The organism is Blautia sp. Sow4_E7 (genome assembly GCF_052116245.1).
Classification (GTDB): domain Bacteria; phylum Bacillota; class Clostridia; order Lachnospirales; family Lachnospiraceae; genus Blautia_A.
Genome location: NZ_JBQKLL010000012.1, coordinates 47166 through 59619 on the forward strand (window position 1 = coordinate 47166; position 12454 = coordinate 59619).

Genomic DNA, 12454 nt, shown 5'->3' on the forward strand with positions numbered 1-12454 from the left:
ATCTCATCCTCTCCAATAACTGCTCTTGCTGAGCGTGTCTTTTGGTGGTGCCGAGAATGTAGCTCCACTCTCAACTTCATTGAAAGCTGAACTGCTGGCGTCCACCATGTCCTTAAATTTTGATTCCGGGAATGATTCCAGCTGATTGAAGTACATTTCATTCCACTCTCCAATCAACACATCTACATTTCCAGCCTGCCACTGCGCTGCAAACGGCTCTGCTCTGGATTCCTTACTTCCAGACTCACCTATGGTCTTTACCAGAAAGCCTGCCAGGAACTTCACGTAGGATTGAGCCTGTTCTTTTCCGGCCTGCCCTGGGTCCTGTGGAAGTCTTTCAATCACTCGCTTGTATTTTGCCTTATCTGCCTGTGCTGTCATTTTGATGATTGTTCTTACATCAGAAGCAGCCAAACGCTTATTGATTACGTCTGCCACGATGTATCTACCACTCTTTCTCTTTCCAATCAGAACACCTGCTGTGTATGCCGGATCTCCGTCTTCATCTTCGCTGGTTGCTGCAAGGTCCCAACCTCTGCACCAGGAAATAACATCTTTCGGCAATTCCTCCAGCATTTCTCCGACCTGAGTTCTGCGGAAGAACAGACCGGCCGCCGCTTTGATCTTCCAGTTTCCAAGCAGAAGGCGTTCCCTCTCTACCGTAGGCAGAGCTTTTAAGTTCGCCAGATATCCAGGGTCCATCTTCATCAAGATCTGATTGTCCTGCAATGTACTGGCTATGAACGTCACGCTTTTTACATCCTGTGCATCATATCCCTGTGCTGCCAGTTCCTCTTTGCTGTCTCCCCAAATGATCTCATCATTCAGCCTTACCATGTATCGGATTACGCCGCTTCTCTCCGGTATCGGATAACCGGTTTCTGGTGTGATCCACCACTTAATAAAATCAGCTACCCAACTATCGGCATCAGGGTTGCACGTTGCTCGAACATACGGTGCTACTCCGGAATCAGTACGGTTTCGTGACAGCATATAGAAAAACTGATGCTTTGAAAAATGCGTCAGCTCATCGAATCCTATCATTGCGATCTGCGAACCTTGCCAGTTCTGGCAATCAGAATCACTACCTAAGTGGGCGAAATTGACCGTAGCACCACTTTTGAACGTCCAGTGTAGTTTTGGTGTCTTTAATGGATAAGCCCCCTTTACGAGGCTATAAATCTTACCTGAACTGTCCCACAAACCACCAGGAGATGTGACCTGCGTGTAATTGCTTCGGAAGATAACCGCATTGTAATTTTTGTTGTTCATGTGCCGGATCGGTTCCAAAAGCAACCCGAAGGTCTTGCCGCCTCCCGCTGCTCCACCATAAATACAAATATCCGCAGAGGTTGCAAGGAATCTTTCCTGTGGTCCTTTTTGCGGTCCAATCCTGATTATTTTCCCCATCAGCCGTCCCTCCCATTATCCGGAAGATAAAACTGTACTTGGTCTCCATCGTCTGCTCCTGTGTCTGGTATAACTTCTGGCCGGTCTTGCCATTTATCTCTCTGACGATTCTTTAGCCAGAAGCACTGCGCTCCTACATCCGGCGGAACTTGCTTTTTGGTCTTCTCAATTTTGATTGGTTTCACGTTTCCGTCTTTGTCATACTCAATGATTTTCTTCTCTTCCTCATACTCATAGCCGACCGCTCTCTGATACAGGCTCCTGATTACCTTCGCATCGGAAACTCCCTTTCCCTGGGCCAATGCGCTACCGAAACTTTCGTGATCCTGGCTCCAGCGGATGATCGTCCGCTTGGAAACTCCCATTGCCTTTGCGATTTCTTCATTGGTAGCTCCCATAGCAGCCAAAGACCACGCCCAGTTATCGTGATAATCTGGATTGTATTTGACCTTAGCTGCCATGCCTTATCTATTTACCTAGATAGTCAGCGCAAAGGTATTCAATCAGTTGCCACCGGTTCTTGCTGGTGATGGTTCCCTCTTTCTCAGCCTTCTTGATGGCCTGTTTGATTACTTCGGCGGCATCCGCAGGAATCGCATTGCTCCCAAACACCTTCGCCAGATATGTCCATTCCTCTTCTGCATCAAACCCAACTGCATTCATTTTCTCGTTTGCGTTCTCGATCATAGAATGGATAGCTGCTCCTACGTTTCTGATGTCCGTAAACTTCTGGTATTTGCTTAATGTCTCCACAAATGCCTTACACTGCTCGTATGAAGCAACTCCAACGATTTCCGGAGCTTTAGATTCCAAATCCTTCACCAGGACGTCCATATCATTCACCTGATGCGGAAGGAATGTAAAAGTGACATTCTTAAAATCAAACTGAACCGCAGGACTCAGCATCTTGTCATACTGTTCCAGCGGTTCTTCCATGATTTCTTTTCCAACAAACGACTCAATCATATCGTCCACATCGTCAATCATCTTCACGATTTCTCTCAGCGTGCTATCATCATCGAAACCGGAAATTGCATTGTGGGCCAGCTGTTTCGCCGCTATCTTGCTACGTGAGAGTCCAGACACATCAACAATAGCAATGATCTCCTTCATCTCTGCAGCTCTTGCACTCTTTACTCTGTGGTGACCACTGATGATTTCTAACTTTCCGTCTACCAAAACAAAAAGAGGCAGGCTCTCCAACTGTCCTCGTTTCTTGATGTTGGCGGTCAGCTGGTCCTGCATCTCGTTCTTCATGATTCTGGCGTTGATGTCCTGTTCCTTGACTTTATCCAGCGGAACTTTGGCGATCACCAAACCCGAACCCATATCGTAGATTACTTCGCACCCTTCGATTTGCTGGATGCTTTTGCCCTGTTCTTCTGCCATTCATTCTCCCTCCTTAGCCATTCTTGAAGTGTCTGCTGCTCACTCCTGCCTTCAACCAGTTCTGCCTCATATGTGAGCTTGTATCCATTCTTCTTGTCTTCCACCCTGTTTACCAGTTTCATGATGCCCCTGACTTCTTTGTTTTCCGGATACCTGGTAAGCATTGCAGTCCGCATCTTCGTGACTTTCTCCTGCTCGATATTGTCCAGGAGCGTATCCACAAACGCTCTGTTCTGTGCCAGCATATAGCACAGTCTTCCGAGGCGGTACGTTTTGTGTGGAACCTTCATCACATACCATACAAACACGCTGTCAGATGCCATCTTCGAGATTCCAAACACGCCGGCTACATACCCATCAATCAGCAATGCCCTGTTGAACGTGGCCGATGAGCCAACGAAATTATGTGTCCATAGCTCTCTGTAATACTGAGCCTCTGCCGCTTTGATTGGGATAACCTGCACTTTGCTGTCTTCCTTGATTTCGTAGTCCCTGGGAAGCATACTGCAGTCTAATGGCTGTAGCTTACTCTCTGCCGGCCGCTTGATTTTCTTGCCATTTGCCAAGGCTGTTGCCTCTTCCTCCCGGTTCGTGGTTATGTAGGCGTTCAAGTCTGCTCTTGTGCCGGATCGGGCGTATATCGTATAGCCGACTGCCTCTCCTACTCTTTTCTCCTGGTAGCAAATTACCAATGCTTTTGCGTTCATGCAGAGATCGTAGAACTGCTGGTGTCCGGTCTCCGGATCAAACAGCTCATACGGCGGTTCCTTCCAGGTCATCTTACCCTGTGTGTCATAGAACTTCTCATAACCTGAGAAATAGGTCGGTGGATTTGCGATCACCAAAGCGTGCGGATCGTCCAGCACCTCTTTCAGATGTTCCCACATATCCAGTGGCCTATAGCTCATTCCACCAAGCAGATTCCGAATGACTTCTATCTGCCGGTTGATGCTCTCTATGTGTTCTTCTCTCCTAAGCCGTAGGTCCGTGAGTATCTGGTAGAAATAATCATTCCCTGCGTTCTTTGATGTTCTGAGATACAGCTGTGCGTACAACGCTGTTGCAGGATCAAGAAGCTCCTCATCGCTGAATCCTTGTGCATGGATTTCCAGTGGTTCCAATGACTGCCCTGTTATCGCATACCCAAGGACCGTTGACATCATGTTGACATCGCTGGTCTCAATCTGCTCTGGCTTAAAGCCGTTCTGCACTGCCAGATTTGCCATTGCGAAGGTGCCGGCACATGGCTCAACAAATCTTGTGTACCCGGACTTTGCTGCCGTTTCTATCAGAGTGACTAAAAACTTCTGCTCCGATGGCCCTAAACATCCCAAAAACATTGCCCCTGGGTCCATAAAAAACGCCATTGCTTTCTTCTCCTTTCTTTCCGTTTTTCTAAAACTGTACTATACTGTCTTTACAGGCTCATACGAGCCGAGTAATAAACCGGAGGTGAATTATATTGTCGAGACGGATTTCTCTCATACACCATGATTACTGCCCTTACCTGGAAGAACGGCATGGTGTTCGTGTTGATTACGCCGAGTTTTCTATGCTCGGTGCCGCAGCTCCTGGCTATAAGATCTTGGGCTATTCTTGTGACTGTTCGGATGATTGCCCTTATCCTCGCCGGGATGCACGTGGATCTTGTCCTGTATTCAACACTGCGCCGGAAGAACCATTCTGATCTTCACCATTGAATCTTTCAACAGCGGTGCCATGTTCGAGAGCCAGTCAAAATTGCACTCCTTATTCATCGGGCAGTTCTGGCATGGCTCTCCGAAATCCGCTTTTGCATCACTCGCGGCCTGCTTTCTGAATGTCTCAATGTGTTGTGCTATGCAGGTAGCTGCTACAACGCCTCTCTCCATTCTAATTTCCCTCCTTTTTTTGTTCACTTTATACAAAAAGCCAGGACAATCTCTGATATCACACCGGGAATTTCAGAGACCATTCTGGCAAATTGCACAAATTAAGGCACCGTACCCGAAGATACGATGCCGTTTCTTTTGGACCGGAACCCTGCAATGAACAGGAACTTCCCTCTGGAAGAGGAATGTGATGCTTTCACCAGTTCCGGATATTATATCATCGCACCAGCCATACCAAATAAACTCATCTGTTCATAGCCTTCCGTTTCCGTCTTGGCTTCCTTCTGAGCGGCTGTGCGCTTGCTTTCTTCTTTCTTTGCCTGCTTCTGTACAGGCGGTTTCTTTACTTTTGGTGGATTCGGGTCTGGCAGCTCTTCAATAATTTCTCCTGTCATTTCGCAGTACCACTGAGCAAACACTGTTCTGTGGCACCAGTCTTCCGGGGTTCTTACGTCCTCGTAACACAAAAGAACCAGGTCCTTACCTTCGTCTGCGGCCGTCTTCTCGAATCTCATTACCATGTCGATGATTTTGTCATTTCCGATGCCTTCCAGCTTACGGTAATACTCCTCAGTGAACTTCTCCAGTTCCATTCTCAGCATATATCCTTTTGGTGCCAGTGAATAGCACTGCTGTTCAACTGTATAGCCAAGTGGAAATTTCGGCGTTCCTAAACTGATTCCGACACAATAATACTTGTCTTTGTTCTCTACTAGCTCTTTATTGCTGTATCTGCTTGTCCAAATTGCCATAGCTTTGTCACTCCTTTATTCTCGCTAATGCGTATTATCTACAATTTAATTATACTATGCGAGCTGATCTAAGTACACTTTATTACCCATTTTTAACCGATTTTTCATAATTCCGGAGTTTTGAGCGGGCGGCATTTCTGCCTACCCACTCTGCCTTCACAGAAGAAAAACAATGCCTTTTTTAGGGGTGACACATAGCTTATCGGGCTTTTATCAGAATACCACTTTGCCCTTCGCTTGTCTAGTGCGCCTTTTTCGCATTTGCGAGATTTCTCGTATCTGCATTTCGCATAGTCTTCTTACCGGATTTCTTTGGTTTACGGTTCACCTCTATACTTTTTACTCCTTCTATCCCAAAGAATAAAACCGCCAGATCATCGTATGCCTTTTCCAACGTGCGGTACACTGTACTCTTATCAATCTGCTCCTCTTCGGCCACATCTTCTGCCCGCACCGGCTCCGCCTGCAGGAACATCCTTTCCACTACCCGGTATCTCCGCTGAATATCCTGGATCTTTGACTTTCTACATTCCTTCTTGTAATTTTCCAGCTGCACATCTACATGGTTCAGAAGCATACCGGTTACTATCCGGTTCTTATTCGTGCTGGTAAGATTAAATTCCTCTTTCCTTACCTGCTCCAGGATTCCGTCCAGGATTTCTTTCAGCGTAGGATCTGTCACCGTATCTGTCCCTGTTACCGATGTATTCTTCATTTTCTTTAACTGCCTGTAGTGAATGATGATCGTCTTGGCACTATTCTTTACCTTATCTGCCAGTTCCTCTTTGTCTTTCTCTTTTCTTCTCTCGTAGGCTTCTACTCCTTTCTTAGCTCCCTCCCGGCCTGCGGCCTTTATGAGCCTTTCCAATTCTTCTTCTGTCAGGGAAATGTATTTCACTCCCTGCACTTCACCCTCAGCCTTCGGCGTATTTTCTTTTACATTTTCTTCTACAGCCATGCTGCCACCTCCTTGACTTTTTCCATCTTTCCGGGTTATAATTCCGGTATCGTGTGTGGTCGTCTTTCGTCAGGGAGGCGGCCTCTTCTTTTATGTCAGGATCTGCAGTCCCAGGGCAACATACCCTTCTGCCAACCCTATGAACTTATCATCCAAAATATATCTAACCATCGCACCGACTTCTCTTCCAGTATATTTGATGTTGTCCCACTCTTTCAGAAGCAGCACATCTCCAACCTGGAAATTGCGATCATTCTTCCGGATTTCAAATAGCTTATTGCCTTCGATTGTTTCCTGGAAATATTTTGGATATGTCTTCAGCTCATGTAACATCCTCTACCTCCTGTATCCAGGGCATGTCGCAAAATGAGAAATGTAACCGTAGTCATCCGCTTCTTTCGCCTTGCATCTTTCTCCGGCTACAACTTCTCCATTAGGAAGTACCAATCTTTCCTTGCCGCCCTTAATCTTCTTAAAATCTACGAACTGGGGATCTACCGGCATATTCTTTCCTGCCTTTGTTTTCACCCACATTATTCTTGCCCCGCATCTATTGCACTGGCTGAATTGTCCTGCGCTATTCTGCTTCATTATTTTTTCTTCCTCCTTGGACACCATTTAGGGCTTGTCTTAATCGTTATCTCTGTTGAGTGCCTTTCTCCTTTGCAAATCATTGTATCTGCAGGACAGCTGACGTAATCCCTTGCTTTTGGGCGTTCGCAAAACCATCGGTTGGGCCTTCCATTCATATCTTGCATCTTTGCATTTTGGCACTCTTTGCATCTCGGTATCATTACGCACCTCCTTCGTAGCCTACTTCTATTGCCTTCAGTTCCTCAAAGCTCACATATCTCAATGTCGGAAGTAAAATTGTAGGCTCGCCCAGGACTACTTTCTTCCCCTGGATGCTCCATCTCGGATAATTCACACTCACATTGCACTTTCTGGCAATTCTGAACGTCATATCACCGATTTCTTTCCGGATCATCTTTATCGTCCCTGTGCTGGTCTTCCTTCCATTCACCGGATATGATCTAACTCTTTCCTGCAGCCTGGCCTCTTCCTGTCGGATTGCCTCGTATGTCATAAAATATCTCGTTGCCACTTTATGATCTCCTTATCTGCTCCAAGATTCTCACTCTAAATTCTTTGTCTGATTCAAAAAATCTGCGTTTCATTCCATACGCATAGGCTATATTGTTCAGATATTTCCCATATGCAAACCCATTTCTTCGGTCTTCTGTTCTGACTCTGTATCTTTCCTTAACCTCCGAATAAACTTTTCTGGCAACACGCTCAATTATAAGCGTTGCTATTGCCGTAACGCATATAGTAACCAGTATCATCTTCTACTCCTTTCTCATAAATCTCTCTCGTATTCGGTCAGCCCATGGACTATTACGGATTGCACACCCTGCTGTTCTGTAGTCCTCGCAAGTTTGTACCGGATTTCTGCCTTTTTCACACTCTGGATATGCAGTCACAAACCCTGGAAGCCAAGGATCAACCGGTATGTAATATTCGCAGGTGCAGCACCATTTTTCTCTCACTGCTTTCTCTTGCGCTTCTCGTATGCTTTCTTCCATCTGTTTATTATACTCAGGGTCCAGTCCGAAAAGCTCTCTCACCCTATTTGACATTTGCTTCACTTCCTTTTATGCTTTCTTCCGGCAACATTTCTTACCATAATTCCACCATGCATCTTTAAGAAATTATTTGTAATCTTCATGCCATACATGAGGCTATATATCATCCGCATATCATACGGAGCTAACTGGCAAGTGATACTATGGGTTCTTCCAATATCAGCCACAGCAGTTGCCGTTCTCTGTTTGTATAGTTCATCTACCGTCATTGCGGAAACCTCTTCAACATCAGCTAATTTTCGACCATTCTGCGTATACAACGCTCCACCCATTCCCTTTATTTCCATATTTCCTCCTACTGCATATTCGGTTTTTTTGCAACCTGTGTTTCCGTAAGTGGGGGCTTCTTGGTGTGTTTATCCAGCCACTCAGCAAATTCTTTTGCTCCTACGTTCTTTGATTCCATTTCATCTGCCAAATGGCGAAGAACCACAACGATCATCCCTGCATCAGCTGCAGCATACGGAGAAATCGCTTTGATCACATTATTTGAATAATACTGCAGGCCATCGCTCACCGCTTTGGCAGCTTCTGTCTGCTTTTTGGCCTGTGTAAGGACGTTTGCTCTGCTGGCAAAACTCTTCATTCTCTTCTCTTTTATTCTCATAGTTCATCCTCCGGATCTTCGTAATCGTAGCCATCCGCATCGTCCGGATCTTCTGCGTCTCCCAGGATTTCATCCGTAATATCCTCTTCCGGTTCTGCATCTGTCTCCTGGTCAATCTCCGTCTCTGTATATTCCGCATCGATTACGTCCTCGTCTTCCGCTTCTGTCGGGCCAGGTAACTGAGGAATTCCCTTCGGTTCTTCTTTTTCCGGTTTTTCCTCATCATCCGGTTTCAGATTTTCCTTGTAATCGCTGTCGAAAATACTCTTCTGCGTTGTATTGGCTACCGGCTGCAAAACATACTCGCCGCTATCTTCATCAAACGCCAGCTCCATTTCTGTGTCCATATTGCCGTCCTTTTTGTCCGTAATCTGCACAGTAGATGTAACTTTATGCTTGAAACTTGGCTTATTGATTTTCCTGCTTTCGCCTTCTACTTTAGGATCGTAATTCGGAATATATTCCTGAGTGAAACTGACATCAATTTTCAATGTCAAACTTCCATTCGTGCTTCCTTTCTCCATCATGTTTCCAATCAATCTCTGCAGAACAAAATTCATATCTCGCTTTACGTTTCCCAGTGTATCACTGTCAAAATCCAGTGCTTTCATAAATTTATCCATTCCTTACTCCACCTTTCCGTATTTGATTCCATTTTCCTTCATGTATCCAACTAACGCCTTCAGCTGCTCTTTGGTTCCGATTGCATAGAACTTAGCTCTGCACTTCTTTTCCGGAACAGGCCGTGTCTGAGCAAACGGATCAACTACCGGTTCTGGTTCCTGTACCGGAACATTTTCCTCTTTTTCCGGAACAGAAACCTGCTCTGCCGGAACATCCTGCGGCATTTCCGGAACGCTCTGCTTTTTCTCCGCTTCAGCTTTCTCTGCGGCAATACGTTCCTCCTCCGCTTTTCTCTGTCTCTCGATTTCCTTCTGCTCTTCTTCCTTACGGATACGCTCTGCCTCTGCTTTTCTGGCTTCCTCTGCCTTTCTTCTTTCTTCTGCAGCCTTTTCTTTCTGGATACGTTCTGCTTCCAGCTTTTCTTCCAGATCTTTCAGACGCTTTTCTTCTGCCATAGCTTTTGACAAGTCCAGGGTACGGACATACACGTCCTTGGCATTTAACTTATACTTTCCGCATACGCTTTCGATAGTTTCAAGATCGGTCTTTACCTGCTCAATTTTCTTCTGCACATCTGCGATAGCGGATTCCAGCTTGCAGGTCTTGTTCAGATACCGCTGATCGAACACTTTGCTAAACGGCAAGATTTCTGCAAGATTTCCAATGGCTTTTTTGTAAGCCTCCATAATCTTTGCTTTCTTTTCTTCCTTCTCTGCAGTCTCAAACGCTTTTACCTGTTCATCAATCTCTGCCGACTGCTTCTTGATAAGATCTGTGATTTCCTTCAGCTCTTTCTCAAACTCTGTGTATGGCTGGTTGATAACCTCTTTCACCTTTTTCCTACGTTCATCGATTGCCTTAACAAGATTGTTCAACTCTGCTCTGTCATTCTTTGCTGATTTAACGGTTTCTTCGGTATATACAATCCCTTCATACGATGCAACCTTGCTTCTGACCGCAGCCAGCAGCTCTTCTTTGTTCCATTCGATATGTTTCAAAAAATTGCTCTCTGTCGGGCTAATCAATCTAAACTCCATTTTGCCCGGAACTACCGCAGTTTCCTCTACTACCTGTTTTTCTTCTGTTGCCATTACCCTTCCACCTTTCTTATAGTCACTTCTACTCTTGGATTCTCTGAGAAGAACTTTCTTACCTGTGCATCTACAACCTGGTTATCATCGTGATACGCAATATTATTCAAACTATCGCAGATAATCTTTCCGACATTATCCCAATCTGGCTTTTTGGTTGGTCGGATCTTATGCTCCAACATCAGCGTTCTTCTCTTTTTGCTGGTTGACGGCGGGATATTGTAATAGGCAATGATGCGAACATCTAGCATATCCTCGTCCTTGAACTTCTTCCCTTTTGCTTTCTCCTGGTATGCCATCTTAACCAAATTTTCATAATTTACTGTTTTTTTCGGCGTATATGCCTTTGCAAATTTCTTTTCCTTACCGTCACTGCCAATAAACTTCCTGACGGTCACTTTTGGCCTCTGCTTGCCAAATGGCAGGCCTGGAACAACGAATTTTATACTTCGCACTTCATCCTCCTTGAACGCCTCTGGATTATTCATCCTTTCCGTCCTCCTCAACTTCCTTGTAAACTTTCAGATAATAGTCCAGCTGCTTCCCTGTAGGTGTCTTCTTACGCTTTCCTGGACCAACTGTATATCCGTTTGCGTGTAAGATCGCTGTTACAGTTTTTCTGTCCTCTAATTTATCAATGCTGATTTCTGCCACTTTCTTGAAAGCCATTGCCTTACCTCCTGCTACTTCCTATCTTTCCTCGCAATTCATACAGTTTTCTCCTGGTTTCTTCTGACATTTCACCTTGTATCTCTTCCTCTTTCTCTTCCTGGGCTGGCAGCTTAGGTTTCTCCCGCCTGTCTTCGATCTGCATCTGCTGTTTTTTTACCTCTGCTATTGCAATCCTGACCTTTTCTGGCACTCTTCGGTCTTCTTTAATTCTCTGCATCGCAGTCCGGTAATTTCTTACAAAATGAGATTGCTCTACGGTTCCGACCTGGTCTGAATCCATCATCGCCCATTCTCTTAGGTTACTTGGATTTCCTACTGCCATCTTGCAGGCTTCTGGCAGTTTCTCAAATTCCTCTTCTGCATAATAATTTGATCTTCCGATTGCTTTTCGCACAATCGCCCAGGCTTCCAGCTCACTCATTTCCGTTTCTTTTACAGAGGTAATCTGCTCTGCCTTTTCCCTTATATCTGCTATTGTCGGTTGGAATTTCTCCGTTGCCATATGTTTTTGAACTGCCAGCTCTGCCTGTTTATATGGCAGATCTCCCAACAATGCGAACCATACATTAAACGCATCCTGATCCGGAATGAAGGTTGGCTGTGCGTATACAGCCTTCATAGCCTTCACCAAAACTTTGAACTGTTCTCTTTCCATTACCAGCTATCTACCTCGCTAACCCTCTGTTGTATCTGCTCAGTTCTTGTTGCCGGTCGCTGCTGCTTTCTTTCCTCCAGGATTTTCCAGATAATTCCTTTCCAGTTATTCGCCATGCAGTCTTCGATCAGATTGCAGATTTCATTTGCTCCATAGCTTCCTTCATTGTTCTCGGTCTTCTTGAGCAATGATTTCATTCCCTGCTCCTTGTATGATTCCTTTCGCTCCATCTTGTAGCGGAACCAAACTTCCATCTTTTCTCGGACAGGCTCAGAGATATTGTAATCTTCAACTAAACGATGAAATAACTGGATCGTATTCTCAGCCTTTTTCTTGGCCAGTTTTTCTTCTGCAGCAACCTCTGGCTTTTCTTCCAGGGCAGGCACCGGATCTGATCCTATTGCCCGATTCCGTTCCCGGTCTCTCTGCAATCTTTTTCTCCTTGCGGCATCCGTTTCTGATCCAACCATCTCAGCGCATTGCGTCAGCAATATTTCGTCTGCTCCAAGAACTTCTATCAGGCCCTTGCTTTTCAGATAGCTTACCGTTACCTTCACGTTATCTGTGTCTTCATCCAACTCCAACGCCAACTCTTCCATGAAATCATCTTCGATTCCTTCAAAATACATTTTGTTTCCTTGCTTAATTGCCGTCAGCAGCATTTTCAGATAAATGATTGTGTAGGTATCGCCCCCTGCTATCTTTCTCAGCTTCTTTATTGCCTTATCCTCGAAGAACTGATCCGTCATTTTCAGCCAGTAATACTTCTTTTCTGCCAT

At 45.3% G+C, this 12454-nt stretch carries 20 protein-coding genes; all 20 read right to left on the bottom strand.

All coding sequences use genetic code 11. The features are described 5' to 3' along the window. Nucleotides 1-3 precede the first annotated feature (3 nt). Nucleotides 4-1410 (bottom strand): phage terminase large subunit, encoded by a 1407-nt coding sequence (gene terL, locus ACTQ50_RS09200; RefSeq protein ID WP_177290838.1) that lies wholly within the window; start codon nucleotides 1408-1410, stop codon nucleotides 4-6. After that, complete coding sequence (locus tag ACTQ50_RS09205; protein WP_177290837.1) at nucleotides 1410-1871, bottom strand: LuxR family transcriptional regulator; 462 nt, start codon at nucleotides 1869-1871, stop codon at nucleotides 1410-1412. The genes terL and ACTQ50_RS09205 overlap by 1 nt, the downstream gene beginning before the upstream one ends. A 7-nt stretch (nucleotides 1872-1878) precedes the next feature. Further along, nucleotides 1879-2799 carry a ParB/RepB/Spo0J family partition protein gene (locus ACTQ50_RS09210; protein WP_441483947.1) on the bottom strand — a complete coding sequence of 307 codons (921 nt, stop codon included), beginning with the start codon at nucleotides 2797-2799 and terminating at the stop codon, nucleotides 1879-1881. Beyond that, nucleotides 2748-4139 (bottom strand): putative antirestriction adenine methyltransferase, encoded by a 1392-nt coding sequence (locus tag ACTQ50_RS09215; protein ID WP_441483948.1) that lies wholly within the window; start codon nucleotides 4137-4139, stop codon nucleotides 2748-2750. Before ACTQ50_RS09215 ends, ACTQ50_RS09210 begins: the two co-directional genes overlap by 52 nt. A gap of 318 nt (nucleotides 4140-4457) precedes the next feature. Next, complete coding sequence (locus tag ACTQ50_RS09220) at nucleotides 4458-4670, bottom strand: hypothetical protein (RefSeq protein WP_441483949.1); 213 nt, start codon at nucleotides 4668-4670, stop codon at nucleotides 4458-4460. Nucleotides 4671-4882: 212 nt separating this feature from the next. Next, nucleotides 4883-5422, bottom strand: coding sequence for a hypothetical protein (locus tag ACTQ50_RS09225; RefSeq protein ID WP_441483950.1), 540 nt, complete (start codon nucleotides 5420-5422; stop codon nucleotides 4883-4885). A 241-nt stretch (nucleotides 5423-5663) separates the two neighbouring features. Then, nucleotides 5664-6380 carry a hypothetical protein gene (locus tag ACTQ50_RS09230; RefSeq protein ID WP_195588871.1) on the bottom strand — a complete coding sequence of 239 codons (717 nt, stop codon included), beginning with the start codon at nucleotides 6378-6380 and terminating at the stop codon, nucleotides 5664-5666. A gap of 90 nt (nucleotides 6381-6470) precedes the next feature. Beyond that, the gene (locus tag ACTQ50_RS09235) at nucleotides 6471-6713 is read right to left on the bottom strand and encodes a DUF3850 domain-containing protein (protein ID WP_173735136.1); all 243 of its coding nucleotides are present in this window, start codon (nucleotides 6711-6713) and stop codon (nucleotides 6471-6473) included. 3 nt (nucleotides 6714-6716) lie between these two features. Next, nucleotides 6717-6971, bottom strand: coding sequence for a hypothetical protein (locus ACTQ50_RS09240; protein ID WP_226814938.1), 255 nt, complete (start codon nucleotides 6969-6971; stop codon nucleotides 6717-6719). 202 nt (nucleotides 6972-7173) lie between these two features. After that, nucleotides 7174-7485: a hypothetical protein gene (locus tag ACTQ50_RS09245; protein ID WP_441483951.1), complete on the bottom strand. Its 312-nt coding sequence runs from the start codon at nucleotides 7483-7485 to the stop codon at nucleotides 7174-7176. A gap of 1 nt (nucleotide 7486) precedes the next feature. Beyond that, nucleotides 7487-7726, bottom strand: a complete 240-nt coding sequence (locus tag ACTQ50_RS09250; RefSeq protein ID WP_441483952.1) for a hypothetical protein — start codon at nucleotides 7724-7726, stop codon at nucleotides 7487-7489. Between the two features lie 3 nt (nucleotides 7727-7729). Beyond that, the gene (locus ACTQ50_RS09255) at nucleotides 7730-8020 is read right to left on the bottom strand and encodes a hypothetical protein (RefSeq protein WP_441483953.1); all 291 of its coding nucleotides are present in this window, start codon (nucleotides 8018-8020) and stop codon (nucleotides 7730-7732) included. Nucleotides 8021-8025: 5 nt separating this feature from the next. Beyond that, a complete protein-coding gene (locus ACTQ50_RS09260; protein ID WP_441483954.1) occupies nucleotides 8026-8313 on the bottom strand; it encodes a hypothetical protein in 288 nt (95 codons plus the stop codon). A gap of 8 nt (nucleotides 8314-8321) precedes the next feature. Further along, nucleotides 8322-8633: a hypothetical protein gene (locus ACTQ50_RS09265; RefSeq protein ID WP_441483955.1), complete on the bottom strand. Its 312-nt coding sequence runs from the start codon at nucleotides 8631-8633 to the stop codon at nucleotides 8322-8324. After that, a complete protein-coding gene (locus tag ACTQ50_RS09270; protein ID WP_441483956.1) occupies nucleotides 8630-9256 on the bottom strand; it encodes a hypothetical protein in 627 nt (208 codons plus the stop codon). The genes ACTQ50_RS09265 and ACTQ50_RS09270 overlap by 4 nt, the downstream gene beginning before the upstream one ends. 3 nt (nucleotides 9257-9259) lie before the next feature. Continuing rightward, nucleotides 9260-10348 (bottom strand): DUF1351 domain-containing protein, encoded by a 1089-nt coding sequence (locus tag ACTQ50_RS09275; RefSeq protein ID WP_441483957.1) that lies wholly within the window; start codon nucleotides 10346-10348, stop codon nucleotides 9260-9262. Continuing rightward, nucleotides 10348-10836, bottom strand: a complete 489-nt coding sequence (locus tag ACTQ50_RS09280) for a RusA family crossover junction endodeoxyribonuclease (protein ID WP_441483958.1) — start codon at nucleotides 10834-10836, stop codon at nucleotides 10348-10350. Before ACTQ50_RS09280 ends, ACTQ50_RS09275 begins: the two co-directional genes overlap by 1 nt. Then, on the bottom strand, nucleotides 10829-11017 hold the full coding sequence (locus tag ACTQ50_RS09285; RefSeq protein WP_173716218.1) for a hypothetical protein: 189 nt from the start codon (nucleotides 11015-11017) through the stop codon (nucleotides 10829-10831). Before ACTQ50_RS09285 ends, ACTQ50_RS09280 begins: the two co-directional genes overlap by 8 nt. A 4-nt stretch (nucleotides 11018-11021) precedes the next feature. After that, entirely contained in the window at nucleotides 11022-11675 is a 654-nt protein-coding gene (locus tag ACTQ50_RS09290; RefSeq protein WP_441483959.1) for a hypothetical protein, read from the bottom strand. Beyond that, a complete protein-coding gene (locus ACTQ50_RS09295; RefSeq protein WP_441483960.1) occupies nucleotides 11675-12454 on the bottom strand; it encodes a phage replisome organizer N-terminal domain-containing protein in 780 nt (259 codons plus the stop codon). Before ACTQ50_RS09295 ends, ACTQ50_RS09290 begins: the two co-directional genes overlap by 1 nt.